Below are 26,612 nucleotides of genomic sequence, written 5' to 3' on the forward strand. Positions count from 1 at the left end.
GCTTAATACTGCTGAGACGATGGGCAGGGATTGAACCGGTTATTTACCATCTGAAATCAGATTATCTGCTGGGACGTAACTTCCTTTAAGGGATGGTGGGCGACCAACTAAACGTCCTGATAGCTGCTGCAGCCTGGAACTTCTTCATTAAGTGGATGAGGGATTTTATTGTTGCCTGTTTTTTAGGCACAGATAATAACCACTATGGCACAAAAAACATCATTATCTCGCTATGGCATTGCATTAAGTACAGAGGCGTAAAACAGATTAGCACTCAGGCTGCTTACGTAGCCTGATCTTAACAACAGAATCAAATAATTCAGTGTCGACTAGGTACGCGGCGCTCGCGATTGATAAGTCCTTCTAAACCATCGGTTTCAACGAGTTCTTGATAGCGATAAAACGTGTCTCTTGATACGCCCATAATCTTGCAGGCTTTGGAGACGTTTTGAAGCTCTGAAGCAAGATTGAGCAATCCTGCTTTATGTTTAATGATTGGGTTGTTAGTATGAAACATGAGCGTTACCTTTCTTTATGTTTGATGACGGATTCGACACCCATATCAAACTCGGTAACGCTCACTTTTACAAGTGCATTGTCAGATCAGATTGAGATTAGTTCAATTTATAAATAGAATCTAACTGTATTGATTTTACATTGATTTTGTGACCTCATCGATTTTTGTAACTTCAGTCACAAGAAGACTCATAACCTGACTCGTTAAATTGCTTTGCAAACTTGTTTTGGATAACCACTTCATCTAGCGCTAGCTGACCCGGCCGTGGCCACGCTTCCTTTGTGCCTTTGCCAATTGCAACAAACATTGCAATTACATGGTCGTCAGGAAGGTGAATAAGCTCAGCAACTTTTTCGAAATCGAAACCATCCATGGGACATGAGTCATATCCAATCGATTTTGCGGTAAGCATTAATGTTTGCGCGGCTATGCCACAAGATCTCATTGCCTCATCTCTTTGAACCTGATCTTTGCCTCGATAGTAATTATCGATAGCTGGAAGCATAAATTCCTGGACCTCTTTTGGGGCATTATTCCAGTAACGACCAGGCTGCTTTTCCCATGACTTCAGGTCGGCACATAGAATAATGAACAACGACGCATCTGTTACTTGTGCTTGGCCCCAAGCCACCTGCCTGATTTGTGTTCTTAGTTCTTGGTCAGTTATTACGACGTAGCGCCAGTTTTGAATATTGAACGCCGTAGGTGCAAGTACAGCCAAAGATAGAAGCTCGTTTACTTCTTCTTCTGTCATGCTGTGGCTGGCGTCAAAATGTTTAACTGCTCGGCGTGAACGTATTGCATCTACTGTCTTCATACTGTTTATCCTATTTGTTTTGTATAAAAATATATCATAAGAGATGTTGCCATCCGCTTTGTGGGTACTGCTAATATCTCGAAGAATTGGCAGTCGTTTAAAGTAGCCCATTGTATATTGCATCACGGATAGCTTTTTACAGCCACCTTGGCAATCTGTGAGTGAAATATCTACCGGATAAGCCGTCTAACGCTACTCATTCGTGCGACCAAGGCTTTGGCATAGCCTTGGTGTGGATAATGATATGAGAGCTTGGGCGGGAATTGAGGTTGGCAAGTATCGATAAAAGGCTGTAGCAAAATAACTCGTATGCGTCGTTTACGGGGCTGTGCTGGAAGCATGTCAGGGCGGTGTGATCGCGTATGCTTGCTTGATTTATAATGCCATTGCTCAGACCCTTCTGATTAAGGATGGCAGGCGAGTGCTTGCTCTCTTATCTATCTATTTGTGTACAGACGAAATCTTAAAAGTTGGCATTGACCGAGGAGCGGTGGTCAGGGATACTTCTAATTGCGCGGTTGAATTTCCTACCTTTTTTTCCTTAATTCTTTTGGTACCTTCGATTTATGCTTCATGATTTTTGGCAAGAAATTCTTACGGTGTGGCGTGTTGGCATTCTGAATACCACCCTGGGTGATATTTTCATTGCGATAGGCGTGTTTCTAAGCTTCTTGCTTGTTCGTCGAATTTTCTCTCGCTTTTTTTGCTATGTCTGCCATAGGCTGGGTAGACAATCCGAAACAGATATATATGACCGTATCCTGGAAGCTATTAAACGTCCCCTTGAATTTACCTTTGTAATTATTGGTCTCTATATTTCAGGACAAGTCGTCGAACTATCTCCAGCGTTAAATACAATTTTTGGGCAAATCATCCGATCCCTTATTGCCTTCACGATCTTTTGGTCCATTTTTCGAATGCTTGATCCGCTGTCACTATTGCTAAATCGATCCAGTATGATCTTTGGCAACGAAAGCATGCATGAAACCATTAAAAGCTTTTTCATAAAAATCGCAAAATTTGTAGTTGTGTGCTCAGGTATTGCCGCTGTGTTTCAAGAATGGGGATTTAATGTCGCGGCAGTCCTCGGTAGCTTGGGTTTGGTCGGTATGGCGGTTGCCCTCGGCGCGCAGGATATTATCAAGAATTTGTTTGCGGGGCTCACCATTTTCTTAGACCATGTTTTTGAAAAAGGGAATTGGATCAAGACGCCTGACGTGGAAGGTACTGTTGAAGAAATCGGATTTCGTGGAACAAAAGTTCGTCAGTTTGATAAAGCTCTGGTCACGATCCCTAACTCCAAATTGGCCAATGAAGCGTTGATCAACTACTCTCGGATGACCAACCGGAGAATTTATTGGATGATTGGAGTTGAATACCGTTCTACTACACAACAAATCCAGAATATTATTCGTGCAATTACGACCTATATTCACGAGTGTGGAGATTTTGAAACCAATCCAGAACGCACAAAAACATTCGTTTTTTTGGATTCATTTGGCGGCTCGAGTATCGACATTATGCTTTATTGCTTTTCTAAAACGACCGTATGGGGTGAGTGGCTGCAAGTGAAACAACGCTTGGCCTATAAAATCAAGGAAATTGTCGAAGCTGAGAAGGCCAGTTTTGCATTCCCATCGCAATCTATTTATGTGGAAAGTCTGCCATTCGGGCAACCAGAAGCATTCCCGCTCCACAGACCTGAACCAATTGGAATATAAAGTTTGAAGAAAAAAGTGGGGAAGTCATGATGTTACAGTTTTTTGTCAAATACAGTGCAAAACTGAGTAGATCAGCATACTTAAAATTCGATAGCCAGCCTTTCATGGCTCGAAAGATCGTGGTCTTTTCACGTTGAAATAATGGCACTGCATGAGAGCAAATCTAATCCAGTCGCCTACCCCCAAAAGTAAAAAGTGCGCACTTGCAAGAAGTACGCACTTACCGGATGAACCCTAAAAACCAGCACTTGGTTCAGGTTTTGTTTCTCTGATTATCAGCATAAGTAAGCTGCCCTCCTGAAGTTTACTAGTTAGTTATTTTTCATCTGACGGCCAATAATGCGCATCGTACCAATAAAGAAATGTAATGAACGACGAACATCGGGGTCGTTTAAGGAGCTCATCAATTGAAACAAGCCGGGTGGCTTTTCTAATGCTTCTGTTTGAGCGTTCGCCATACGAATAGCATTACCGGTTGTCCACCCCAGCGCTAAAATTTCCTCGCCGACTTTAGTGGTTTTTTCCAGTGACGCTTCATCAAGAAATTCAATATTGTCTGATATGAGTGACAATAAATCGATGATATGGTTAAACCGACCAGCTTGTACTAATGGGGCCGTTTTTTCGATTAAGCTCTGAATACCCTCGATAGTTGCGGGATTATTAAGGGCTGCATTCGACATAAGGTTTTCTTCAATTGTATTTAACTGCTTTTGCTCAGACATAAGTAACTCCCCTTTATTCAAACTATTCCACGCGCAACGGCCCAATAAATACCGCGATTAAACGTTTTACGCATTAATCCCCCGAGCTTGGTAGGTGGGGCGACCTGTACATCATGCTTATAGTCGTACCAGAGCGGCATGCCGGCTTCCAATCCCATTTGAGCGATTGCTTGAACTTTTCCATCATAAATGGCAGAGGTATAACCGCGACGAATTTCCGAAGCGATATTTTCCACGACAACAGGTGACTGGTTATGACAGCTGCCCCCAGCTTTACTAACGGGCAAATCAACGGTATCGCCCATAACATAGACATTATCGGTACCGTACATTTTCAAGGTTTCAAAGTCAGTAGGTAACCAGCCTTCATTATTTTGTGCTTCTGATTTTCCTGAATTAATTACGGCATCTACTGCGCGGATAGGTGGAGTGGCCATTAAAATATCAAATTCTTGGGAGTTGCCTTCTTCCGAATAAGCTATTTTTGCTTCGGGATCAACCTTGTCCAAAGTAAAACCACGTTGATAGCTAATGTTTTTACTATCAAAGATGGTAGGCAATACATCGCAGGTCGGTTTCTGTAAAAATAAACAATTACGCAATAACTGAGAGACCGTAGGATAGCTATAAATAATCTCTACGCGGTCTCGTACACCTCGTTTACGTAAATAATCATCAAGCATTAGCGTAGTTTCGATAGGAGCAATACCACATTGATGGGGTACGTTCGGGGTTTTTGGGAAATTGACTGTTATAAATATACGACCCTCTTCGATGGTGCGTAATTTTTGAGCGAGTTGTTGCGCTGCTTTAGTCTGATAAAAATGATCACCTGCCTCCTTCAGCCCTTCAACACGTTCTGGCGCAGGAATACAGCCTGTTGAAATAACAAGATACTCATATTCGTATCGCTTGCCGCTTTCACAAAGGACGCGGTTTTTCTCAAATTCAAAAGCTTCAACACCATCAACATGAAAAATAATTTCAGGGCGTAATAATGAACGTTGTTTACGGACTAATTCATGAGGATGAAAAGCACTAAAAGCCACATACATATTGGCGGGCTTGTAAATATGGTTAGGGGAATTTGAGAGCATCATAATCTCAATTTCACGATTTAGAATTTCAGGATAAAACTTAGCGACTAAGTTGTTAGCGGTCATCGTGCCGCCAATCCCGCCACCAACAACAATGATACGTTTAGTTGCGCTAGTCATAATGACTCCTTTAAGTGGTTATTAATTAATGAAAAAATATTGTTTTCCCATTGAATTTTCATAATGCTGGACCGCTGCTATGTTCGGCTGTGGTTGGATTGATCATAGCTTTTACTTCGGCAATAGAATTTGCCGGAAATTTTCCACGTTCTGCATGTGTTTTAATGCTTTGTTTGTCGGGGGCAATGTAAATGCAATAGATTTTGTCGTTCGTTACATAACTTTCTACCCACTGAATTTGCGGCCCCATATCGTTCAGAATGCAGCAAGATTTTTGTGATAGCTGTTGCAACCCTGCAGCGTCTAATTGGCCTGCGTCAGGAATTTCTCGTTCAATAATATATTTAGGCACATTGTCTCCTATGTAATAAGATGACCAGTCATCTTTTAATGGTTGTAATAAAAACGATATAGGCCATTGTGGCCACATCGATTAAAACTTTTTGGTTACACAGTTTTTAAAAGTAACACTTATGTCTGTGATGGAGCTTTCACTGCTAATCCAGCAGCTTTCCAGGCTGTAATGCCGCCATTAATATTCTTGATGTTTTTAAAGCCCATTTGTTGCATCACAGCTGTAGCCATTGCAGAACGCCCCGAACTGGCGCAAAGTAATAGCCATTTCTTATTGCGGTCAGTCAAATTTTCATTACGACCTGCATTTTGACGGTCAGCCGCCACTTCCAGTATTCCACGGGGAATATTCAACGCGCCCTCAATAGTGCCTGACATAAATTCAGCAGGTTCTCGCACATCTAATACCGAATAGCCTTCATCCAATAGAGATTTAACATTTGATACATCTATTTCGGTAATTTGCGATTTTGCTTGTTTAACAAAATCCATCAAAGTTTTTTCTTCATTCATATCAAAACTCCTTGGTTAATAAATGGTCGTTCGTCTTGTTATTGGTCGTCACAAAACATCCAAACAACTGAAAATTGTGTCATCTTGTCTTGTTTCCAACCTAAAATTAACCAGGCAAAAAATAATCATTTAGTAACGTATCACGAAACTCATGCAAAGGTTGCACGGAATGTTCGATTTTCATCCGTAACAATCCACCTTGCCAATTATTTATCAATAAGTTAGCCATTGTTTCGGCACTTCTGTCAGTACGTACTGTACCTTCTTTTTGTGCTTGCAATAATGCGTTATATTGCAGCAATTTGTAGCGTTCAACAGCAGATTTTATCGACTGATTGCATAGCTCGCTGGTATCACCAATTTCCCCCATCAGATTGCCCAATAAACATCCGCCTTTGTATCCATTTTTTTCCACTCCAGCTATAAGTTCTGAATAGTAATTTTTTAAAGCTGTGAGTGGGTCAACTTGTGGCTGTTGTAAATGCTTCGTTAAGAGCTCGATAAACGGTTCGATATAATGACTAATTGACTGAGCAGCAAAATTTTCTTTACTATCAAAATAACTATAAAAAGAACCTTTTGGTACCTGTACTGCACTTACTATTTCATTAATACCGGTTGCATGATAACCCTGGCTCATCAGTAGATGGACGCCTTGGTCGAGTAACTTTTCGCGCTTAGTTTCGCGTTTAGATGGCTTGTTTGTCATAATTAACATGAATAATATGACCAGTCATATATTTTGTCAATTTATCTTTTCTCCACTGAGCGTACAAAGGAAAGGAATCAGGTATTGGAGTCATGTGTATTTGAGCTAAGTTTTATGGAACGCTCTGCTCGTTGACTTCACACGGCATATCTTCAAATATGTATATTTGCACCGAGTTACGTTACGAGAAGTCAAAGTCTACATGATTGAATGGATAATCATCGTTGCCGCCGGTTTTTTCGGCGGCGCGCTCAATGCCGTTGCCGGCGGCGGCAGTTTTATCACGCTACCGGCCCTGATTTTTGCTGGAGTGCCGCCCGTAGTTGCAAATGCAACCGGCACGGCGGCACTACTACCAGGCTACATCGCCAGCGCCTGGCGCTTTCGGCATGATATAGAATTTCCTGCGGGCATAAAATATTCGACCATCATGTTGATCGCTATCATTGGTGGCAGTGTCGGTGCGGTTATTTTGTTATTCAGCAGTGAACAGCTATTTTTGATGCTAATTCCCTGGCTAATATTGTTTGCCACCACCATATTTTTTATTGGACCGAGGTTGATTGGTAAAGCGAAACAATTGCCATCCCAAGCTACAAATACGATCCCGGTCCAGCGACCGCACTCACAAAAAATGATAGCGTTCATCGTTTTATTCTTAGTCTGTGTCTATGGTGGCTATTTTAATGGCGGATTGGGCATCATCTTGCTGGCTGCCCTGGGTTTATTAGGACAAACAAACTTGATAGCCATGAACGGCGTCAAAAATATCGTTTCCGCGCTGCTCACGGCTATTGCTGTTGTAGTTTATGCGGCTGGGGGAGTTATCGCCAGCGAGCATCTTTGGGTGCTGAGCGTTGCCGCGATTGTTGGTGGTTATGTCGGCGCTACGTTTGCATATCGTATTTCGCAGCGCGCATTGCGAATATTTATTGTGGCTGTCGGTATATTAATGACACTGGGATTTTTCCTGACGTGATTGGATAAATTACACCAGGGTTTTTCTAACGAATAGATCGCCACAGAGTCTCGCCGATTGCTACACCATGACCGGTTTATACCTGTGCCCACTTTAGCTATTCAACAAAATTCCCCAAGCAGTATTTAACTTAGGATAGTGAGTGGACTATTCTGTCCATTAAAAATAGACTCAGACTATTAAGGTTTCAATTTGAGCAAGGCAGGCATCGATGCAGAATATATTCCATGCCTTGCGACCATTCTGTGCTCTCACGGTATAATCGCACTCTTTTTAACTGGCGAACTAGCCTGAATGTTGATTTTTCGCGGACTCCACTTAACGGGCAAAACGCCTGTTGCACTCACTATCGGTAATTTTGATGGAGTACACCTGGGACATCAGGCGTTACTCAAGCAATTAAAAATGGCAGCTCAGCAGCTTGAACTGCCGACTGCCGTGCTTGTGTTCGAGCCGCATCCGCGTGAATTTTTTACACCGCAGGAGGCACCTGCACGGCTGACCAGTATGCGTGAGAAGCTTAAATTTTTTGCGATACTCGGTGTGGATCGCGTTTATGTATGTCGTTTTAACAGCAGTTTTGCACAGATGAGTGCAGCAGATTTCATTCATGCATTGTCTGACAAGTTGGCGGCGAAGTATGTGCTGATTGGCGATGATTTTCGCTTCGGCAATCGACGCAGCGGCGATATTGCGTTATTGGAGAAAATAGGCGGTCAACTTGGTATAGAAGTGGAGGTCATGCATAGGGTGTCGCACAATGGTGTACGCATATCCAGCACGGCGGTGCGCGCAGCGCTTAGTAAAGGTGATCTTCGTGCTGCACACCGTTATTTGGGGCGGCCTTATAGTATCGGCGGGCGTGTGGTTCATGGCGACGGTTTAGGCAGGCAGCTCGGTTTTCCAACCGCAAATATCCAGTTGAAGCACAATCGGCCGCCGCTGAGCGGTATCTTTGTCGTAAGGGTGCAAGGGGATGGTTTGCCACAAATGCAAGGTGTAGCAAGCTTGGGTGTTCGTCCCACTGTGAAACAAAATGGCAAGCCAGTACTGGAAGTGCATCTATTCGATTTTACTGGCGAAATTTATAACAAGCATTTGCGCGTGGATTTCCTGCACAAACTGCGCGACGAAGTGAAGTATCTTGATCTGCAAAGCTTGACGCAACAGATTGAGCTTGACGTGTGTAATGCAAAACTATGGTTTATACAACATGATGGATTATAAAAAAACTCTTAATCTTCCCGATACGCCGTTTCCCATGCGCGGTAATTTGGCCAAGCGTGAACCGCAGATGCTTGCTCAATGGCAGGCACAGCAACGCTATGAAAAAATACGCGCCACTAGCCTTGGACGCCCAAAGTTCATTCTGCATGACGGCCCACCTTACGCTAATGGTGACATCCACATTGGCCACGCGGTGAACAAGGTGCTCAAGGATATGATTGTCAAAAGCAAAACTTTGTCCGGCTTCGATGCACCGTATGTGCCCGGCTGGGATTGTCATGGTCTGCCGATTGAATTGCAGGTAGAAAAGAAGCATGGTAAAGGGATGCCGCCTGCTCGCTTTCGCGAGCTGTGCCGTGAATATGCCACCGAGCAAATCGAGAGTCAAAAAAAGGATTTTATTCGCCTGGGTGTGTTGGGTGATTGGGACAATCCTTATCTCACTATGAACTATCAATCTGAGGCGGATATCATCCGCGCCTTGGGAAAAGTATTCGAGCGCGGCCATCTTTATCAGGGACGTAAGCCGGTGAACTGGTGTCTGGATTGTCAGTCTGCGTTGGCCGAGGCAGAAGTTGAGCATGAAGACAAAACGTCGTCGGCGATTGACGTGGGTTTTGAAGTTATAAGCAACGATTCTTTGTCCAAGGCTTTTGGCGTGTCTTTACCGAGTGATGAAAAAGCTTATGCGGTCATTTGGACTACTACGCCATGGACGTTGCCCGCTAATCAGGCAGTAAGCGTACATCCTGATTTTGACTACGTGCTGCTACGAACAGCACGCGGATTGCTGATATTGGCCGATGATCTGAAACAAGCCTGCCTGGATCGCTATGAGTTGAAAGGTGAAGTACTCGCCGTGTGCAAGGGCGTTGTACTGGATGGGTTGCCATTACATCACCCTTTTGATAAACGTGGAGTCAACGTTATTTGTGGTGATCATGTAACTCTGGAAGCGGGTACAGGCTTGGTACATACTGCTCCTGCACATGGCCTGGACGACTATTTCGTTGGTCAGAAATATGGGCTACCTAATGACAGCCCAGTGGGCGACGATGGCAAGTTCCTTGCCAGCACGCCATTGGTCGGCGGTCTGTTCGTATGGAAGGCGAATGATGTGGTGGTCGCCACACTTCAGGCCAGCGGTCATCTGATGCACCTGGAAAAAATTCAGCATAGCTATCCGCACTGTTGGCGACATAAGACGCCAATCATTTTTCGTTCCACACCACAATGGTTCATCGGTATGGAACAATTTCAGCCTACGCACTCCCTTTCGAATACGGGCGAGGGAACAAACTTGCGTGACCTCGCCAATAAAGCGGTCGAAGCCACGCAGTTCTATCCGGCATGGGGCAAGGCGCGACTGAAAGCCATGATTGAAAACCGCCCGGACTGGTGTGTGTCTCGCCAGCGTAATTGGGGTGTGCCGATGCCTTTCTTCGTCCACAATGAAACCATGCAGTTGCACCCACGCACACTTGAGTTGATCGAGCAGGTTGCGCAGCGCGTCGAACAACAGGGTATCGACGCGTGGTTTTCGTTGGATGCCAAAGAGTTGTTGGGCGAAGACTCGGCACAATACCGCAAACTTTCCGACACACTGGACGTATGGTTCGATTCCGGCACGACCCATGCGTCGGTGTTACACCGACGCAAAGATTTGTCATTTCCGGCAGATTTATATCTGGAAGGATCGGATCAGCATCGTGGCTGGTTTCAGTCTTCGTTGCTTACCTCTTGCGCATTGAATAACCGTGCACCCTACAATGCTCTGCTTACCCATGGTTTCGTGGTGGATGGCCATGGTCATAAGATGAGCAAATCCAAGGGCAATGTCATTGCACCGCAGAAAATTTTTGACACGCTGGGCGCAGACATTTTGCGTCTGTGGGCTGCGTCGACGGATTACTCCGGCGAGATGACTATCTCCGATGAAATTTTGAAGCGTGTGGTGGAAAGCTATCGTCGTATCCGTAATACTTTACGCTTTTTATTGGCGAATACTGCAGATTTTGACGTGCAGCGAGATGCCTTGCCAGTGGACGAGTGGATGGAGATTGACCGTTATGCCTTGGCGCTGGTAAGCCGGTTGCAAGTAGAGCTTAGAGGTGATTATGAACGCTACGAATTTCATCTGGTAGTACAGAAATTGCAGACTTTTTGTTCCGAACAGTTGGGTGGATTCTATCTGGATATCCTCAAAGATCGTCTTTATACCACAGCACAAAATTCGTACGCACGCCGTTCTGCACAGAATGCACTGCACTATATTAGCCATAGTCTGGTGAGATTAATGGCGCCGATACTCAGCTTTACTGCAGAGGAAGCGTGGGAAACTTTGAGTGGCCAGCAGGACGTGAGCGTGTTTCAGCAGGGTTGGTTTCCCTTACCAGATTTGCCGAAATCAGATGATCAAGGGCTAGTGAAAAATTGGACGATTATTTGTAACTGGCGTGCCAGAATAAATAAGCACATCGAAGAAGTGCGCGCTGCTGGGCTAATTGGCCAAGCGCTGGCCGCTGAGGTGGAAATTTACGCAGAGGATGAAAATTTCGATGTGCTTGATCGCCTTGGTGATGACCTGCGTTTTGTGCTAATAACTTCCCGTGTCACCGTGCATCGTGTTTCATCTGAAGCGGAAGAGCGCATTGAAGTAATGCCGAGTATGAATACCAAGTGCGAACGTTGCTGGCATTACCGTGCCGATGTTGGTAACGATCCTCAAAATACTACGCTGTGTGGGCGCTGCGTCAGTAATTTATTGGGTGATGGTGAGGTAAGGAAGTATGCTTAATGCTGCTCTATCTCTGATGGGGAAAGCATGACGAAGCCAGTTGGGGGAGACGCTAGATTGATCCACTGGTTAAGTTTGGCAACAGTAATAATCATCCTCGATCAAATCACCAAGCTCTGGATCAGCTGGAATTTTGACTATGGCGAGAGCGTGGCGGTGACAAATTTCTTTAACTTGGTGCTCGTGCACAATAGCGGTGCGGCGTTCAGTTTCCTCAGTAATGCTGGAGGCTGGCAACGTTGGTTTTTCACTGTCATAGCCGTGGTTGCATCAGTTTGGATAGTATGGCTGCTACATAAACATAAGCAGGAGAAACTGTTCTGTTTGGCTCTGACATTGATTCTCGGTGGTGCAGTGGGTAACCTGATAGACCGCGTTGCTTACGGCTACGTGGTGGACTTCCTGGATTTTTACTGGAATACTTATCACTTTCCAGTATTTAACATTGCAGATTCAGCAGTTACCTGTGGTGCAGGGTTGATGCTGTGGGAAAGTTTTACAAAAAAATCATAGGATGTTTTTTTGTATTCATGGGAATATCAAATCAGGGCGTTGCTAAAAATTAGAGCTCTCCCAATGTAAGTCGCAGAAAAATTTCCTAGTGCTGCATATATTTAATAGGCAGGCTATCAATCAGAATTTCTAGAGATATTTATTATTTATTGAAGAGAGAGAATGGAAATATTACTCGCCAATCCCCGCGGTTTTTGTGCTGGCGTTGACCGCGCCATCGAAATGGTCGAGCGCGCGCTAGACCTGCATGGTGCCCCAATTTATGTACGCCACGAAGTAGTACATAACGAGTTTGTGGTTGCTAACTTGCGAAAAAAAGGTGCAGTGTTCATTGATGATTTAGCTGATGTACCCGCAGGCAGTATCCTCATTTTCAGTGCACATGGCGTATCTCAAGCGGTGCGAAGCGAAGCGGAGGCACGTGGGTTTACAGTATTCGATGCAACTTGCCCGCTGGTAACCAAGGTGCATAGCGAAGTTGCGCGCCTGCGCCTGCGGGGTAAGGAAATTATAATGATAGGACACGCCGGTCATCCCGAAGTGGAAGGCACTATGGGGCAGGGAGACGGCAACATGTATCTGGTGGAGTCGCCGGCAGACGCGCAGCTTCTTGAGGTGAAAGATCCAAATAACATTGCTTTTGTTACCCAGACTACACTCTCAATGGATGATACCGCTACAATCATTGAAATACTCAAGACTCGATTTCCAGGCATTACCGGCCCCAGTAAAAACGACATTTGCTATGCTACGCAGAACCGACAGGACGCGGTCAAAAATCTGACTAACCAATGTGACCTGGTAATCGTGGTGGGTTCGCCCAGTAGCTCTAATTCAAACCGCTTGCGTGAAGTGGCACGCAACATGAATGTTCCAGCTTACCTTGTTGATAATGCTGGTGAATTAAAATCTGAATGGCTGTCTGGAAAATCGCGTGTCGGTATCTCAGCCGGTGCTTCCGCTCCAGAGATATTGGTGCAGAACGTGATTGCACGGCTACAAGAGCTAGGTGCAGTGAGTGTACGTGAATTAGATGGTATTAGCGAAAATGTAGTGTTTCCAATCCCCAAAACGCTTGCCTGAAAGCACCTCTAACAATCTAGTTGTTGCGAACAACCGCTATGCAAAATTAGATTTGTAGAGGTGCCCTGTAGTGTCAGATTGAATTGAGGTTGTTACGAATTAAATCCTCGCGCCGCAACATAAAGACAAACTCGTCACCCGCTGCTACCTCCAGCCAGATGAACGGCAGATTGGGATATACGGCTTCAAGTGCGGGACGATTATGACCGATCTCTACCACTAGCAATCCATTGGGATTGAGGTGGTCGGCCGCATGTTCCAATATTTTGCGTGTGGCATCAAGCCCATCTGCGCCACTACCCAACGCGAGTTGCGGCTCATGCCGATATTCTGACGGTAGCGAGGCCATGGATGGCGCATCCACGTAAGGTGGGTTGCTGATAATGACGTCGTATTGTTTACCCTTCAGATTGGCAAATAGATCTGATTCTATAATGTTGATTCGGTCTTCCAAACCATAGTCAGCAATATTGCGCTGAGCAACTTCCAATGCGGCTGGAGAAATGTCAACCGCATCCACTGCTGCATCAGGAAAAGCGTGCGTAGCCAAAATGGCGAGACAGCCACTGCCAGTGCATAGATCTAATACGTTGGTCACGATCTTCGTATCAGCTATCCAAGACGCAAATTGCTCTTGTATCAGTTCCGCGATGAAAGAGCGTGGCACGATGACGCGCTTATCCACATAGAATCGAAAGTCTCCTAACCAAGCTTCTTGCGTCAGGTAGGCGACAGGAATTCGTTGATCTACGCGCTGCTTGAGCAATGCAAGTAATGCATTTTTTTCGTCTGAAATTAGTCGCGCATCAAGAAAAGGATCCAGTGTGTCCAATGGCAGATGCAGCGTGTGCAGTATGAGGTAGGCTGCTTCATCATATGCGTTGGCTGAACCATGCCCGAAGCTGAGCTTTGCTTCGTTGAATGCACTTACCGTAAAGCGCAACCAGTCACGCACGGTGTGAAGTTCGTCGCTGGAGTCAAAGTTATGCAAGTCACTCATGTTTTATTGGCCAGCAGGTTGACTAGTGTGCGGCAGTATATTTTGGACAATACATCCAAATCGGTCACGGATACGCATTCATTGAGTTTATGTATCGTTGCGTTAATCGGACCGAACTCTATTACTTGCGGGCAGATGTCGGCTATGAAACGCCCATCGGAGGTGCCACCACTGGTCGAAAGTTCGGTTTCGATACCCGTTACCTCTTTGATAGCAGCACCCACTGCATCAACCATATCACCGCGTGGTGTGAGGAAGGGCTTACCGGAAAGTGACCAGGCCAATTCATAATTCAGCTCATGCTGATCAAGAATGGCGTGGGTCTTGGATTTCAGTTCTTCTACTGTGCTTGCAGTTGAAAAACGAAAATTGAAGTCGATTTCTACTGTGCCAGGAATGACATTCGTTGCCCCAGTGCCACTGTGTATGTTGGAAATTTGCCAAGTTGTAGCTGGGAAATAAGTGTTTCCTTTATCCCATGCCATTGCGGCCAGTTCGGCAATGGCCGGGGCGGCGAGATGAATGGGGTTTTTGGCCAGGTGCGGGTAGGCGATATGACCTTGCACTCCTTTTACAGTAAGTTTGCCCGAAAGCGAACCGCGCCGACCGTTTTTGATGGTGTCGCCAGTTTTTGCAGATGAAGTGGGTTCGCCCACGATACAGTAATCCATTTTTTCTCCGCGCATTTTTAATGCTTCTACTACGCGAACTGTGCCATTTACGGCTATGCCTTCCTCATCGGAAGTAAGTAACAAGGCAATTGAGCCGGCATGATTGGGGTGTGTTGCCACAAATTCTTCGATGGATGTGACGAAGGCGGCCAGTGAGCCCTTCATGTCGGCAGCTCCGCGACCATATAACATTCCGTCGCGTATAGTTGGCGTAAATGGGTCGCTGTGCCACTGATCCAGTGGGCCAGTCGGCACGACATCGGTGTGGCCAGCAAAGCATACCACTGGCCCACTGCTGCCGCGCCGTGCCCACAGATTGTCCACATTATCGTAGCGTAATGTTTCCAGCTTGAATCCAAGCGGTTCGAGGCGTGCGCCGATGAGAGTCAAGCAGCCTTCATCCAACGGTGTGAGCGAGCGGCGAGCGATAAGTTGTTTGGCGAGTTCAAGGGTGGGCATATATAGATTAAGACTTGAAATTAAAAATTTTTTCGTAACTGACATCGTCGAAGCCGATATGCAGCAGTTTGCCATCCTGTTCCAATAGCGGGCGTTTAATGACGCTTGTTTTTTCCAGTAACAGCGGTAAAGCGCTATTGTTGTCATTGATGGCTTGTTTTTGTTCGACTGACAAGCCGCGCCAAGTCAGACCCTTACGGTTAATTAGACTTTCCCATCCCATCTGTTGCAGCCAGCACTGCGCCAGTTCCGGTTCAAGGCCATGTTTTTTAAAATCGTGAAATTGATACTCTGCACGATGCTGGTCCAGCCAGGCGCGGGCTTTTTTGACAGTGTCGCAATTTGAAATGCCATATAATTTCATCTTGTGGAATTCATAAATATTTAATATTTGTCAGTGTGGAACTGCCAAAGTCACCTGCAATTAAGCGTGCTGAACTAAGAGTAATAGATCAAGGATGATAAATTACTGGCCGAGTCAGCGTTGCGTAAAGCATCTTCTTTAGTAATATCCCCATTTTTATACAGCTTGAATAATGCCTGTTCAAAGGTCTGTGAACCGGACGATACACTTTGATCGATAGCATCGCGAATCTTATCGATTTCATCGTTTTTAATCAGCTCAGAGATAAGTGTTGTATTGAGTAAAATTTCTACAGCGGGCACCAATTTGCCATGCACGTTGGGTAGCAAACGTTGAGAAATTACTGCCCGCAAGCTCATTGCCATGTCAGCGAGTATTGCTCGACGAGTATCATGCGGAAAGAAATTTACGATGCGATTCAGAGCATGGTAGCTATTGTTGGCGTGCAGCGTGGACAGGCATAAATGACCACTCTGGGCAAAGATCAGCGCATGTTTGAATGTTTCGCGGTCGCGAACTTCGCCTATCATTAGCACGTCAGGCGCCTCGCGCATGGCGCTTTCCAGAGCATTGCCATAGGAAAGCGTGTCGGCGCCGACCTCGCGCTGATTAACTATGGATTTATTATGTTGAAACAGGTACTCGACGGGGTCTTCAATTGTCAGGATATGTCCGGAGGCAATGTTTTTACGATGCTCAATCATTGCAGCCATTGTTGTGGATTTGCCCGATCCAGTCGCACCCGCAACCAATATCAGGCCACGCTTTTCCATAATGAGCTGATTCAATACTGGTGGCAGATGCAGATCCTCAGCGCTGAGAGTGCTGAACCGGATATAACGAATGACAATGGAAATGCTGCCTCGCTGGCGGAAAATATTCACCCGATAATTTCCAGCATCAAAGACACGATAGGAAAAATTCATTTCCATGCTGGACTCGAAGGTAGCGATTTGCTCAGGTGTCATTATTTCATAGGCGATGCGCTTAATAATTTCGTTATCAAGTTTTTTTGCGTTCACCGGCATAACCACGCCATTGATCTTGATGTTGATTGGTGCACCCGCGGAGAAGAAAAGATCAGAGGCCTGTTTGTCGGCAGCCAACTGTAAAAAAGGTGTAATGATCATAATCTTTTTCCCGGGGTGAAACTGGCTTTAAATTCCGCGTAATAGCTCATTAATGCCGACTTTTGCCCGGGTTTTGGCATCCACTTTCTTTACGATCACTGCGCAATACAGGCTGTAGCTGCCATCCTTGGAGGGCAAGTTGCCGGACACTACTACGGAGCCAGCCGGTACGCGACCATAATGTATTTCGCCAGTTTCGCGATCGTAAATCTTGGTGCTTTGTCCGATATAGACACCCATCGAAATTACCGCGCCTTCTTCTACAATCACGCCTTCGACAATTTCTGAACGCGCACCGATGAAGCAATTGTCCTCGATAATGGTTGGATTGGCCTGTACCGGTTCCAGTACACCGCCGATGCCGACTCCACCACTCAAGTGAACGTTCTTGCCAATCTGTGCGCAAGAACCGACTGTCGCCCAAGTATCCACCATGGTACCTTCGCCCACATAAGCGCCAATATTGACGTAAGAGGGCATCAAAACCACGTTTTTGCCTATGAATGAACCTTTGCGTGCCGCAGCTGGTGGCACTACGCGGAAACCGCCTTCACGAAAATCGCGTGAGTTGAAGTCGGCAAATTTGGACGGTACCTTGTCGTAATAATTGGTAAAGCCGCCTTTGATGAAAGCATTGTCTTCAATGCGGAAAGACAATAACACTGCTTTTTTCAGCCATTGATGGGTCACCCACTGACCATCAATTTTTTCTGCCACTCGCAGAATGCCATGGTCGAGGTGGCCAATAACAGTGTCCACTGCATCTTTCAGTTTGGCGTCTACGTTGCGTGGTGTAATCTCGGCACGGTGTTCAAAGGCGGGTTCGATGATCTGTTGCAGTTGTTCCATGATTTTCCTAGTTAAGTTTGCGGGTAAATTCGGCGATGCGATGCGCGGCTTCCATGGTTTCGCTCAGCTCAGCTACCAAGGCGATGCGGATAAAATTTTCGCCTGGATTGATACCATGAGCATTACGTGCCAGGAAGCTTCCGGGCAACACTGCAACATTATAGTCTCGATGCAGAAATTGCGCGAAGCGGGTGTCAACTACAGGCACGTGTAGCCACAAGTAAAAGCTGGCATCCGGTAGCGCCACCGGCAGTACAGGTTCCAGGACGCGTTTAACCAGTGAAAATTTCTCCATATACAGGCGCCTATTTTCGGCGACATGACCTTCATCCTGCCAGGCGACGGTACTAGCGGCTTGCACTGCCGGATTCATGGCGCAGCCATGGTAAGTGCGATACAGTTTAAATTTTTCTATTATTTGTGCATCGCCCGCCACAAAGCCGGAACGCATGCCCGGTACGTTAGAACGCTTGGATAAGCTGAAAAAAGACACCAGATTACGGAAATTCCCGCGCCCCAGTTGTTGTGCTGCTTGTAATGCACCGAGGGGTGGCGTATCGAAATATATTTCAGAATAGCATTCGTCGGCAGCGATGATAAAACCGTAACGGTCGGCTAAATCGAATAGCGTCTTCCATTCTGCAAGTTCAATTACACGTCCGGTCGGGTTGCCGGGTGAGCATACATATATCAGTTGCGTGCGCTGCCAAACATCCTGTGGTAATTGTTCAAAATTTAACGCGTAGTTATCTTCTGGCAGGGTGTTGAGAAAATAGGGCGTGGCACCAGCCAGCAGAGCTGCGCCTTCATATATCTGATAGAACGGATTAGGGCAAATTACAGTGGGGTTGTTACACGTACGGTCAATGACTGCCTGGGCGAAAGCAAACAGCGCCTCACGGCTGCCATTTACAGGCAGGACTTGTGACTTTGCATCCAGAGCAGGAAGATCGTAACGTTGCTCAAGCCAGCTGGCAATGCTGCCACGCAGCGTGTCACTACCAGCTGTTGTGGGATAATTCGAAAGTCCCGCCAGATTGGCACTTAATGCGTCACTGATTAATTTCGGAGTGGCATGTTTGGGTTCTCCAATGTGCAGGCTGATAGGCCGATAAGTTGGGTTGGGTGCAACTGAGCTGAACAAATTGGCGAGTTTCTGGAACGGGTAAGGCTGCAGACTATCAAGATTAGGATTCATAATTTTTTCTTAAGCTGAACAATCACAATTATAAGGGTGTGGCGAGTGGCATCAAAACAAAAAGTTTTGTCGGTGATATGCCTGTTGAGTGGGGCACTGGTATGGGGACTGATATGGTACCCCTATCGTGCACTAAACAACATGGGGGTAGGCGGCGAATTATCTACGCTGCTCAGCTATTGTATGGCAATGGTATTAGGCCTGCTGCTCTTGGGGCCGATATGGCGCGAATTGCGAATTGCCGGGTGGCTGTGTATTGCATTGATGGCGAGTGCAGGCTGGACTAATTTAGGCTATGTACTGGCGATGTTGGATGGCGAAGTTATGCGCATTCTGCTGCTGTTTTATCTCGCGCCATTATGGACGGTATTTTTCTCATACTGGCTACTCGGCGAAAAATTAAATTATTATGGCTACGCCATTATCGCGCTGTCATTGGGTGGTGCATTCGTTATGCTGTGGGATACACAGCAAGGTTTACCGCTGCCGCAAAATCAGGCTGAATGGATAGGCCTTTCAGCGGGGGCTAGTTTTGCTTTGATGAATGTCATAGTGCGTCGTACACAGCACTTAAGCGTGAATTTCAAAGCGGCAAGTATATGGATTGGCACGATACTGTTTACCACCGTGTTGCTGTTGTACAAGGGCAATTTTATGGCGCAATTGCATAGCATCCCCAGCGATGCGTGGTGGTTGCTATGGCTGATTGGATTGGTGTTGTGTGCCATTAGTTTTGCTTTGCAATATGGGCTGACTAATTTGCCGGCCAACCAGTCTATTGTTCTGCTTCTATCCGAGCTGGTATTTGCTGCCGTATCCGCGTATTTCTTGGCTAATGAGGAAATGGGACTGCGGGAAGTTATCGGTGCAGTGTTGATTGTTTCGGCCAGTTTGCTGTCAGGGAAATGCACGCCACAGCACGATAAATAATATTTCTTGGGGAATTGTTAATGAACAAGGCGAAATTTATTACCTTTGAAGGGGTAGATGGGGCAGGTAAGAGTACCCATCTGGCCTGGTTTGTCGAGGTCTTGCGAAAAAGCGGTAAGAAGGTGCTGGTAACGCGTGAGCCGGGTGGCACACCCATGGGTGAGTGTCTGCGTGAAATTCTGCTAAATCAATCCATGCACGCAGAAGCGGAGGCGCTATTAATGTTTGCCGCTCGTTTAGAACATATTGAGCAGGTTATCAAGCCAGCTTTGCAACTGGGAACCTGGGTGGTGTCCGACCGTTTTAGCGATGCCAGTTTTGCCTACCAGGGTGGGGGCAGGGGGGTGAAGGTGGCAAAACTGGAACAATTGGAATGTTGGGTACATGAAAATTTTCAGCCGGATTTGACATTGTTGTTTGACATTCCAGTTGAGGTGGCACGCCAACGATTGTCTAAAAATATAACATTGGATCGCTTCGAGCAAGAAGAAGGCACTTTTTTCGAGAAGGTGCGACAAGCTTATCTGGAGCGCTTTAAAAATCATTCAGATCGCTTTGTTTTGATTGATGCTTCGCAAACACCTGAGAAAGTTAAGGAAAATTTAGAAAAAACAGTCCTATGCCATCCAATCTTTAAAGAAAGATGATTGATATTGAAATCAAGCGCGGCCGACGCCACTGTCCGCTCGCCACATAGTTGAATTTTGAGGCGATAATTTAATCTTTCACAGCTTTGATTGGCCAGACAGGCCGCTAGAGACTCGATGTGAAGGTTATACCGAAACTATTTGATTGATTCTCAGCCTTTCAGAGCATTGTGGTTGACAGTCACTCTATCACTCGCTAAATTCCATCCCTTGGCAATAATTAATTCAGCAAAAGGAAAAATAATGACTGTTCTCGTCGGCAAGCTTGCCCCTGATTTTACTGCTGCTGCAGTGATGGGTAACAATGAAATAAACGAAGCTTTTAGCTTGAACAATCACTTGGATGGCAAGTATGGAGTGGTGTTCTTTTACCCGCTGGATTTTACTTTCGTATGTCCTTCCGAATTGATTGCTTTTGATCATCGCTTAGACGAATTTAAGAAGCGTAATACCGAAGTAATCGGCATTTCTATTGATTCGCAGTTTACACATCTGGCTTGGAAAAATACGCCCATTAATAATGGCGGTATCGGTCAGGTGCGCTACCCGCTGGTGGCCGACATTAAGCATGAAATTTGCCGCGCCTATGACGTTGAGCACAAGGACGGGGTGGCTTTCCGTGGCTCATTTTTAATCGACCGTAGCGGTGTGGTACGCCACCAAGTAGTGAACGATCTACCGCTTGGTCGCGACATTGATGAAATGCTGCGCATGGTAGATGCATTGCAATTTCATGAGGAGCATGGAGAAGTTTGCCCCGCTGGCTGGAGCAAGGGTAAAGCTGGGATGGATGCCTCCTCTGAGGGTGTATCGAAGTACTTGGCCGAGCACGCCGAAAAATTATAAATTCTTGTTTGTACATTACAAAAAGGCTCCCGTGGGGGGCTTTTTTGTTTATCTCAATAGCAGCCAAGGACTGCTGCAATTAGTCTGTACTGATACGATTTAACAATACATTCATGCTGATCTGGCTCGTCATTCTTTATCTGATGATTTCCATCGGAATCGGCTTGTATGCCGCCACGCGCGTACATAATGTCAAAGACTATGTGATGGCCGGACGGCACTTGCCGCTGTATATCGTTACGGCCACAGTGTTTGCTACCTGGTTCGGTGCGGAAACAGTGCTGGGAGTATCCGCAACGTTCGTTCAGGAGGGCTTGAGGGGAATCGTTGAAGATCCCTTTGGTGCCAGCATGTGCTTGATTCTGGTGGGTGCATTTTTCGCCGCCAAGCTTTATAAAATGAACCTGATTACCATTGGCGACTATTACCGGCAGCGTTTTGGTCGCACGGTTGAGGTGCTTACCAGCCTGGCTATTATCGTTTCATACTTGGGCTGGGTCTCAGCGCAGATTACAGCGTTGGGCTTGGTGTTCTCGTTTATCACCCAAGGTGCGATTTCACCCGGTGAGGGAATGGTGGTTGGCGCTGGCATCGTGCTAATCTACACCCTCTTCGGCGGAATGTGGTCGGTGGCTTTGACAGACGCTTTCCAAATGACAATTATCGTTGTCGGTATGCTGTACCTCACTTGGCTACTATCTGGTATAGCAGGTGGAGCAGACAGGGTTATAGACCATGCCGCACAAGCTCAAAAGCTTATTTTATGGCCGCAGCTGGAAACCAGAGATGTACTCGCATTCATCGGTGCGGCGGTAACAATGATGCTAGGCTCCATTCCACAGCAAGACGTATTCCAGCGTGTGATGTCTGCAAAAAATGAAAAAACTGCTGTATTCGGCGCGTTACTTGGTGGCACCCTGTATTTTCTGTTCGCCTTTGTACCTCTTTTTCTGGCTTATTCCGCCACATTGATTGACCCCGTTATGGTGGCTACGCTGATTGACGATAACGCACAGTTGATTTTGCCCACGCTGATCATGAACCATACACCAGTGTTTGCTCAGGTGATATTTTTTGGTGCACTACTTGCCGCCATTATGAGTACTGCCAGCGGCACTTTACTGGCACCGTCAGTGACATTTACCGAAAATATCCTGAAAAGCATTATTGGTCACCAGAGCGACCGGCATTTTTTATGGACCATGCGCGCTGTCGTTGTATGTTTCACCGTGGCCGTTACTTTGTTTGCGTTAAAATCCACATTAAGTATCTACTTGATGGTGGGGAATGCCTACAAGGTGACGTTAGTGTCAGCATTCATCCCGCTGGTGTGCGGGTTGTACTGGAAGCGAGCGAACACGCAAGGTGCGTTGTTTGCAATTGCCGCTGGCCTATCGTCTTGGTTACTGCTTGAAATTTTTAATCCTGATGGGCTGTGTCCACCACAGCTGGCGGGCTTGCTGATGAGCGCATCAGGCATGTTGATCGGCTCGCTGCTGCCCGATTTGAAGCGCCGTAGCCATGCTACTCATTTGATTGAATAGGGAGCATACCGTCATACTGCTGTCACATTTCTGTCATACCATCGCAAGTTGTTTGTCATATAAACGACGGAGAAAATAATGACCGCGAATATTCTGGTAGTGGAAGACGAACCTGCAATACAGGAGCTGCTTGCATTCAATATAACGCAATGCGGCTACCATGCAATCGAGGCATTGGATGCCGATGACGCTTGGACGCATATCAACCATGCGTTGCCGGACCTGATTCTGCTTGACTGGATGCTGCCCGGTAGTAGTGGCGTGGAACTGGCGCGCCGTCTGCGCGCCGATCACCGTACACATAACATCCCCATCATCATGCTGACTGCGCGAATCGACGAACGCGATAAAATTCTGGGACTGGAATCCGGCGCAGACGACTACATAACCAAGCCATTTTCGCCACGTGAACTGATGGCTCGCATCCGTGCCGTGCTGCGCCGCCGCGCGCCACAAATGAGTGATGAAATAGTGACAGCAGGTGGGCTGGAATTATCGCCAGCGATGCATCGTATCAATGCTGATGGAGCAATGATTGATCTGGGGCCAACTGAATTTCGTTTGTTACATTTTTTTATGACTCATCCTGAGAGGGTCTATAGCCGTTCGCAGCTGCTTGACCAAGTTTGGGGCGATCATGTATTTGTGGAAGAGCGCACAGTGGATGTACACATTCGCCGTTTGCGCCAGGCGCTTGAGCCCTCCAACCACGATAGGCTTGTTCAAACTGTGCGCGGTAGCGGCTACCGTTTTTCATGCAACTAAACTGGATGGGTTAAAGCGTAGCAGCACTCCGTACCGTCAATTACAAGACACCTTTAAAAATTGGATTTTTAGAGGTGTCCTACAATTTTTTTACCCTGCTTAGATGTGATTTTCCAGCGCTTATACACCATGATAATAGCGCAGCATAATTTTTAAAGGCTACACCATGTTTGATTTTTGGCGTCGTGCACTTTTTCCCGTGTTTGTCTTCTTGATTCTTTCCCTGCTAGTGTGGGTGACAGTAGGAGCGTTACCCGCTACCTTATTCTTTAGCATGATGATGTTGATAAATCTAGTTCTGCACTTACGTCAACTCAAAGCTCTTGATTTCTGGCTGATCGATTCTGATGAGCGTATGGTGCCTGATGGCTCAGGGTTGTGGGAGGATGTATTTATGCGGCTAAACAGGATGGTACGACAACATCATAAAGAACATAAGCAACGCGTCGCGGCGCTTCAGCACATGGAGCAGGCTACCTCGGCGCTACCAGAAGGAGTGGCTATACTTGATGAAGCCTACCACATTGAATGGTGTAATCCGCTTGCAGTGCAACATTTTGGCCTGGACTACAAGCATGATATCGGCCAACAGATCACTTATCTTGTTCGTCAACCAGAATTCGCTAAATACCTCGCCGTGCGCGACTTCAACGAACCGCTGGTTCTTTACGGGGCGCGACAGGATGGGCTGACGCTGTCCATTAAATTAATCCCCTATGGAGACAACAAGCGGCTACTAATTAGTCGCGACATTACCCATTTGGAGCGCATTGAAACCATGCGTCGTGATTTTGTCGCCAATGTGTCGCATGAGTTGCGCACGCCGCTTACCGTAGTCAATGGCTTCGTTGAGACCTTGCATGATATGCCCAACCTTGAAAATAATATGGCGCGCCGTGCGCTAAATCTGATGGGAGAGCAAATGTGCCGTATGGAGCAGCTGGTAGATGGTTTACTAACCTTGTCCAAGCTGGAGGATACACTCAATGCCTTGCAGGAAGAAACCGTGGATGTAGCCAGACTTTTACGCACACTACTTCAAGAAGGGCAATCTTTAAGTGCGGGGAATCATACGCTGCAGCTAGAACTGGCGAGCAGTTGCGCCCTGCTGGGCAACGCTGATGAGTTGCGCAGCGCCTTTGGCAATTTGATTTCAAATGCAATCCGTTACACTCCACATGGAGGCGAGATTTTGGTGAGTTGGCACGAAAAGGGCGATCAGCCGGTATTTAGTGTGCAGGACAGCGGCATTGGAGTCTCGCCGCAACACATCCCACGACTGACGGAGCGTTTTTATCGGGTTGATCGCAGTCGTTCAAGAGAAACCGGGGGTACAGGTTTGGGGCTGGCAATTGTCAAGCATATAGCCAGCCGACATCAGGCGCGCTTGGAAATAGCCAGCGAGGAAGGTAAGGGCAGTACGTTCAGTGTTATATTTTCTTCGAGCCGATGCCTGTCATTGCAAGTGGAAGAAACAATTGCCAATTAGTAACACCTGTAATGCAAACGGCTTGATTTTCAATATCATTCATTACGTTTAGCCATGTTTTTAACATACCATGCCATCGATTCTTCCAAGCCTTGGGCGATGTTGTGAGTAGGCGCATAACCCAAAAAAGACTGGGCTTTTGAAATGTCCGCTTGAGAGTGCCGCACATCACCTGCACGAAAATCACGGCAAACGGGTTTAAATTCTTTTAAGTGTGGGAAGTGCGGCAGGAGTAGCATTCGGCTTTGATCAAAGAGGTTGTTGAGCGTAGTCCTGTCCCCAACAGCGATATTGTAAACTTGATTAGTGGAATCGATCTCCTCTACAGTCGCGGCAAGAAGATTTGCCTGCACAGCATTATCAATGTAACAAAAATCGCGACTGGTTTCTCCGTCACCATTAATAAAAACAGGCTCATTGTTGATCATACTGGCTACCCACTTGGGAATTACCGCTGCATAGGCACCATTAGGATCCTGGCGACGACCAAAGATGTTGAAATAGCGCAAACCGATTGTGTGAAATTCGTAACATCGACTGAATACATCGGCATAAAGTTCGTTCACATACTTTGTTACTGCATAAGGCGACAAAGGCTTGCCTATTATATTTTCAACCTTGGGCAAGCCTGGATGGTCACCATAAGTTGAACTGGAAGCCGCATATACAAAACGCGTTACCGCTGCGTCGCGTGCCGCTACAAGCATGTTGAGAAATCCCGAGATATTATTTTCGTTAGTAAGAATAGGGTTCTCAAGCGAGCGTGGCACCGAACCGAGCGCCGCCTGGTGCAGTACGTAATCCACACCTGACACAGCCTCTCGACAAGAATTTAGATCACGAATATCCCCCTCTATGAGACGAAATCGAGCCCATTGCTGCGGTGTAACGCAAGTTTCCACCTCCTCAAGGTTCTTTCTATAACCTGTAGCAAAATTATCTAAGCCCTTAACATGCTGGTCAAGCTTGAGGAGTGTCTCCAGCAAGTTACTGCCAATAAAACCAGCCGCGCCAGTAATCAGCCAAACTCGAGGGTTCTGCAGTAGGCGCTGCTTAACAACTTGAAAAGCGGTCATAAATTATTTCCTCACCAATACCTAAAGAGCCGTACTGCATGCCTTTAACTGTAATCGGATTAAACGTGAATGTGACACCAGTCTAAGTGAATTGTTTGCGATTTAACTTTAGAAACTTGAATTTTCTTTGAGTGGGTAGCGAGGACGACTGTGAAGCACAGACAGAGGTTTCCCGAAACTATCCAAGGCGAATTCTACCGTACTCAGCTTTTTTCAGACACTCCATCCAAGTATTAGACCAAACTAGTTTGTATTAGCGGTAACCATAAGATTGTGGAAGTAGCAGAGCCTCAGCCGCAAGGAGTGTAAATGCATTACATTTTACCCCTATTGTGTCCCCATGCGGGGGGATGTCTAAAAGCTGAAAAGAAATTAGGGCACCTCGAAAAACCCATTCTCATGAAGCACTTTTGATAAAATTCACCTATCTGAACTCGAGTCCTACCAATGCTGATGAAACGCCGTAGCGCGA

The 26,612-nt window shown here is 46.3% G+C and carries 25 protein-coding genes and 1 pseudogene; 12 read left to right on the plus strand and 14 right to left on the minus strand.

What is annotated here, in order from left to right:
• Nucleotides 1–328: 328 nt before the first annotated feature.
• A pseudogene (locus MJ770_RS07675) lies at nucleotides 329–517 on the minus strand (helix-turn-helix domain-containing protein); the annotation flags it as partial.
• 172 nt (nucleotides 518–689) lie between these two features.
• Nucleotides 690–1,334: a nitroreductase family protein gene (locus MJ770_RS07680; protein WP_239251050.1), complete on the minus strand. Its 645-nt coding sequence runs from the start codon at nucleotides 1,332–1,334 to the stop codon at nucleotides 690–692.
• Between the two features lie 566 nt (nucleotides 1,335–1,900).
• On the opposite strand from MJ770_RS07680, the gene MJ770_RS07685 reads away from it, so the two are divergent.
• Nucleotides 1,901–3,055, plus strand: coding sequence for a mechanosensitive ion channel family protein (locus tag MJ770_RS07685; protein WP_239251026.1), 1,155 nt, complete (start codon nucleotides 1,901–1,903; stop codon nucleotides 3,053–3,055).
• A 311-nt stretch (nucleotides 3,056–3,366) separates the two neighbouring features.
• Here the strand turns inward: MJ770_RS07685 and MJ770_RS07690 are convergent, their stop codons facing one another.
• The 5 genes from MJ770_RS07690 to MJ770_RS07710 form a co-directional block, all read right to left on the minus strand.
• On the minus strand, nucleotides 3,367–3,780 hold the full coding sequence (locus MJ770_RS07690) for a DUF1641 domain-containing protein (RefSeq protein ID WP_239251027.1): 414 nt from the start codon (nucleotides 3,778–3,780) through the stop codon (nucleotides 3,367–3,369).
• 17 nt (nucleotides 3,781–3,797) lie between these two features.
• Nucleotides 3,798–4,997, minus strand: coding sequence for an NAD(P)/FAD-dependent oxidoreductase (locus MJ770_RS07695; protein ID WP_239251028.1), 1,200 nt, complete (start codon nucleotides 4,995–4,997; stop codon nucleotides 3,798–3,800).
• Nucleotides 4,998–5,055: 58 nt separating this feature from the next.
• The gene (locus MJ770_RS07700) at nucleotides 5,056–5,349 is read right to left on the minus strand and encodes a DUF4242 domain-containing protein (RefSeq protein ID WP_239251029.1); all 294 of its coding nucleotides are present in this window, start codon (nucleotides 5,347–5,349) and stop codon (nucleotides 5,056–5,058) included.
• Nucleotides 5,350–5,468: 119 nt separating this feature from the next.
• On the minus strand, nucleotides 5,469–5,864 hold the full coding sequence (locus MJ770_RS07705) for a rhodanese-like domain-containing protein (protein ID WP_239251030.1): 396 nt from the start codon (nucleotides 5,862–5,864) through the stop codon (nucleotides 5,469–5,471).
• Between the two features lie 106 nt (nucleotides 5,865–5,970).
• Nucleotides 5,971–6,582 carry a TetR/AcrR family transcriptional regulator gene (locus MJ770_RS07710; RefSeq protein WP_239251031.1) on the minus strand — a complete coding sequence of 204 codons (612 nt, stop codon included), beginning with the start codon at nucleotides 6,580–6,582 and terminating at the stop codon, nucleotides 5,971–5,973.
• A gap of 193 nt (nucleotides 6,583–6,775) precedes the next feature.
• Here MJ770_RS07710 and MJ770_RS07715 point away from each other — a divergent pair, with 193 nt between their 5' ends.
• The 5 genes from MJ770_RS07715 to ispH all read left to right on the plus strand — a co-directional run bounded on the left by MJ770_RS07715 (nucleotide 6,776) and on the right by ispH (nucleotide 13,172).
• Nucleotides 6,776–7,552, plus strand: a complete 777-nt coding sequence (locus MJ770_RS07715) for a sulfite exporter TauE/SafE family protein (protein WP_239251032.1) — start codon at nucleotides 6,776–6,778, stop codon at nucleotides 7,550–7,552.
• Nucleotides 7,553–7,846: 294 nt separating this feature from the next.
• Nucleotides 7,847–8,779: a bifunctional riboflavin kinase/FAD synthetase gene (locus tag MJ770_RS07720; RefSeq protein WP_239251033.1), complete on the plus strand. Its 933-nt coding sequence runs from the start codon at nucleotides 7,847–7,849 to the stop codon at nucleotides 8,777–8,779.
• A complete protein-coding gene (gene ileS / locus MJ770_RS07725; protein WP_239251034.1) occupies nucleotides 8,766–11,576 on the plus strand; it encodes an isoleucine--tRNA ligase in 2,811 nt (936 codons plus the stop codon). The genes MJ770_RS07720 and ileS overlap by 14 nt, the downstream gene beginning before the upstream one ends.
• Before the next feature lie 27 nt (nucleotides 11,577–11,603).
• On the plus strand, nucleotides 11,604–12,089 hold the full coding sequence (lspA, locus tag MJ770_RS07730; protein ID WP_239251035.1) for a signal peptidase II: 486 nt from the start codon (nucleotides 11,604–11,606) through the stop codon (nucleotides 12,087–12,089).
• A 162-nt stretch (nucleotides 12,090–12,251) separates the two neighbouring features.
• The gene (gene ispH, locus MJ770_RS07735) at nucleotides 12,252–13,172 is read left to right on the plus strand and encodes a 4-hydroxy-3-methylbut-2-enyl diphosphate reductase (RefSeq protein ID WP_239251036.1); all 921 of its coding nucleotides are present in this window, start codon (nucleotides 12,252–12,254) and stop codon (nucleotides 13,170–13,172) included.
• A gap of 73 nt (nucleotides 13,173–13,245) precedes the next feature.
• Here the strand turns inward: ispH and prmB are convergent, their stop codons facing one another.
• From prmB to dapC, 6 genes are all read right to left on the minus strand, one after another.
• Nucleotides 13,246–14,172, minus strand: a complete 927-nt coding sequence (gene prmB / locus MJ770_RS07740; protein ID WP_239251037.1) for a 50S ribosomal protein L3 N(5)-glutamine methyltransferase — start codon at nucleotides 14,170–14,172, stop codon at nucleotides 13,246–13,248.
• Nucleotides 14,169–15,302: a succinyl-diaminopimelate desuccinylase gene (gene dapE / locus MJ770_RS07745; protein ID WP_239251038.1), complete on the minus strand. Its 1,134-nt coding sequence runs from the start codon at nucleotides 15,300–15,302 to the stop codon at nucleotides 14,169–14,171. Before dapE ends, prmB begins: the two co-directional genes overlap by 4 nt.
• A gap of 7 nt (nucleotides 15,303–15,309) precedes the next feature.
• Nucleotides 15,310–15,666 (minus strand): ArsC family reductase, encoded by a 357-nt coding sequence (locus MJ770_RS07750; protein WP_239251039.1) that lies wholly within the window; start codon nucleotides 15,664–15,666, stop codon nucleotides 15,310–15,312.
• A gap of 74 nt (nucleotides 15,667–15,740) precedes the next feature.
• A complete protein-coding gene (locus MJ770_RS07755; protein ID WP_239251040.1) occupies nucleotides 15,741–16,796 on the minus strand; it encodes a PilT/PilU family type 4a pilus ATPase in 1,056 nt (351 codons plus the stop codon).
• 27 nt (nucleotides 16,797–16,823) lie between these two features.
• Complete coding sequence (gene dapD, locus MJ770_RS07760) at nucleotides 16,824–17,645, minus strand: 2,3,4,5-tetrahydropyridine-2,6-dicarboxylate N-succinyltransferase (RefSeq protein WP_239251041.1); 822 nt, start codon at nucleotides 17,643–17,645, stop codon at nucleotides 16,824–16,826.
• 7 nt (nucleotides 17,646–17,652) lie between these two features.
• Nucleotides 17,653–18,843 (minus strand): succinyldiaminopimelate transaminase, encoded by a 1,191-nt coding sequence (gene dapC / locus MJ770_RS07765; protein ID WP_239251042.1) that lies wholly within the window; start codon nucleotides 18,841–18,843, stop codon nucleotides 17,653–17,655.
• Between the two features lie 45 nt (nucleotides 18,844–18,888).
• Here dapC and MJ770_RS07770 point away from each other — a divergent pair, with 45 nt between their 5' ends.
• From MJ770_RS07770 to phoR, 6 genes are all read left to right on the plus strand, one after another.
• A complete protein-coding gene (locus MJ770_RS07770; protein WP_239251043.1) occupies nucleotides 18,889–19,773 on the plus strand; it encodes a DMT family transporter in 885 nt (294 codons plus the stop codon).
• Nucleotides 19,774–19,793: 20 nt separating this feature from the next.
• Nucleotides 19,794–20,420: a dTMP kinase gene (tmk, locus tag MJ770_RS07775; RefSeq protein ID WP_239251044.1), complete on the plus strand. Its 627-nt coding sequence runs from the start codon at nucleotides 19,794–19,796 to the stop codon at nucleotides 20,418–20,420.
• 243 nt (nucleotides 20,421–20,663) lie between these two features.
• The gene (locus tag MJ770_RS07780; protein ID WP_239251045.1) at nucleotides 20,664–21,266 is read left to right on the plus strand and encodes a peroxiredoxin; all 603 of its coding nucleotides are present in this window, start codon (nucleotides 20,664–20,666) and stop codon (nucleotides 21,264–21,266) included.
• A gap of 113 nt (nucleotides 21,267–21,379) precedes the next feature.
• Nucleotides 21,380–22,810: a sodium:solute symporter family protein gene (locus tag MJ770_RS07785; RefSeq protein WP_239251046.1), complete on the plus strand. Its 1,431-nt coding sequence runs from the start codon at nucleotides 21,380–21,382 to the stop codon at nucleotides 22,808–22,810.
• A 78-nt stretch (nucleotides 22,811–22,888) separates the two neighbouring features.
• On the plus strand, nucleotides 22,889–23,575 hold the full coding sequence (gene phoB, locus MJ770_RS07790) for a phosphate regulon transcriptional regulator PhoB (protein WP_239251047.1): 687 nt from the start codon (nucleotides 22,889–22,891) through the stop codon (nucleotides 23,573–23,575).
• Between the two features lie 166 nt (nucleotides 23,576–23,741).
• Complete coding sequence (phoR, locus tag MJ770_RS07795) at nucleotides 23,742–25,064, plus strand: phosphate regulon sensor histidine kinase PhoR (RefSeq protein ID WP_239251048.1); 1,323 nt, start codon at nucleotides 23,742–23,744, stop codon at nucleotides 25,062–25,064.
• 35 nt (nucleotides 25,065–25,099) lie between these two features.
• Here phoR and MJ770_RS07800 read toward each other — a convergent pair whose 3' ends face one another.
• Entirely contained in the window at nucleotides 25,100–26,140 is a 1,041-nt protein-coding gene (locus tag MJ770_RS07800) for an NAD-dependent epimerase/dehydratase family protein (RefSeq protein ID WP_239251049.1), read from the minus strand.
• Nucleotides 26,141–26,612 lie beyond the last annotated feature (472 nt).

The sequence above is a fragment of the Candidatus Nitrotoga sp. M5 genome, from assembly GCF_927904885.1.
In the GTDB taxonomy this organism is placed as follows: Bacteria; Pseudomonadota; Gammaproteobacteria; order Burkholderiales; family Gallionellaceae; genus Nitrotoga.

Excerpts from the sequence above, each read along its gene's own strand:
- dapE (WP_239251038.1), bottom strand. The coding sequence starts at position 15,302 with ATGCCCACCCTTGAACTCGCCAAACAACTTATCGCTCGCCGCTCGCTC.
- MJ770_RS07685 (WP_239251026.1), top strand. The coding sequence starts at position 1,901 with ATGCTTCATGATTTTTGGCAAGAAATTCTTACGGTGTGGCGTGTTGGC.
- ispH (WP_239251036.1), top strand. The coding sequence starts at position 12,252 with ATGGAAATATTACTCGCCAATCCCCGCGGTTTTTGTGCTGGCGTTGAC.
- prmB (WP_239251037.1), bottom strand. The coding sequence starts at position 14,172 with ATGAGTGACTTGCATAACTTTGACTCCAGCGACGAACTTCACACCGTG.
- MJ770_RS07750 (WP_239251039.1), bottom strand. The coding sequence starts at position 15,666 with ATGAAATTATATGGCATTTCAAATTGCGACACTGTCAAAAAAGCCCGC.
- tmk (WP_239251044.1), top strand. The coding sequence starts at position 19,794 with ATGAACAAGGCGAAATTTATTACCTTTGAAGGGGTAGATGGGGCAGGT.
- MJ770_RS07715 (WP_239251032.1), top strand. The coding sequence starts at position 6,776 with ATGATTGAATGGATAATCATCGTTGCCGCCGGTTTTTTCGGCGGCGCG.
- MJ770_RS07710 (WP_239251031.1), bottom strand. The coding sequence starts at position 6,582 with ATGTTAATTATGACAAACAAGCCATCTAAACGCGAAACTAAGCGCGAA.
- MJ770_RS07705 (WP_239251030.1), bottom strand. The coding sequence starts at position 5,864 with ATGAATGAAGAAAAAACTTTGATGGATTTTGTTAAACAAGCAAAATCG.
- MJ770_RS07800 (WP_239251049.1), bottom strand. The coding sequence starts at position 26,140 with ATGACCGCTTTTCAAGTTGTTAAGCAGCGCCTACTGCAGAACCCTCGA.
- phoR (WP_239251048.1), top strand. The coding sequence starts at position 23,742 with ATGTTTGATTTTTGGCGTCGTGCACTTTTTCCCGTGTTTGTCTTCTTG.
- dapD (WP_239251041.1), bottom strand. The coding sequence starts at position 17,645 with ATGGAACAACTGCAACAGATCATCGAACCCGCCTTTGAACACCGTGCC.
- MJ770_RS07780 (WP_239251045.1), top strand. The coding sequence starts at position 20,664 with ATGACTGTTCTCGTCGGCAAGCTTGCCCCTGATTTTACTGCTGCTGCA.
- MJ770_RS07755 (WP_239251040.1), bottom strand. The coding sequence starts at position 16,796 with ATGATCATTACACCTTTTTTACAGTTGGCTGCCGACAAACAGGCCTCT.
- dapC (WP_239251042.1), bottom strand. The coding sequence starts at position 18,843 with ATGAATCCTAATCTTGATAGTCTGCAGCCTTACCCGTTCCAGAAACTC.
- lspA (WP_239251035.1), top strand. The coding sequence starts at position 11,604 with ATGACGAAGCCAGTTGGGGGAGACGCTAGATTGATCCACTGGTTAAGT.
- ileS (WP_239251034.1), top strand. The coding sequence starts at position 8,766 with ATGATGGATTATAAAAAAACTCTTAATCTTCCCGATACGCCGTTTCCC.
- MJ770_RS07695 (WP_239251028.1), bottom strand. The coding sequence starts at position 4,997 with ATGACTAGCGCAACTAAACGTATCATTGTTGTTGGTGGCGGGATTGGC.
- MJ770_RS07690 (WP_239251027.1), bottom strand. The coding sequence starts at position 3,780 with ATGTCTGAGCAAAAGCAGTTAAATACAATTGAAGAAAACCTTATGTCG.
- MJ770_RS07680 (WP_239251050.1), bottom strand. The coding sequence starts at position 1,334 with ATGAAGACAGTAGATGCAATACGTTCACGCCGAGCAGTTAAACATTTT.
- MJ770_RS07720 (WP_239251033.1), top strand. The coding sequence starts at position 7,847 with ATGTTGATTTTTCGCGGACTCCACTTAACGGGCAAAACGCCTGTTGCA.
- MJ770_RS07785 (WP_239251046.1), top strand. The coding sequence starts at position 21,380 with ATGCTGATCTGGCTCGTCATTCTTTATCTGATGATTTCCATCGGAATC.
- phoB (WP_239251047.1), top strand. The coding sequence starts at position 22,889 with ATGACCGCGAATATTCTGGTAGTGGAAGACGAACCTGCAATACAGGAG.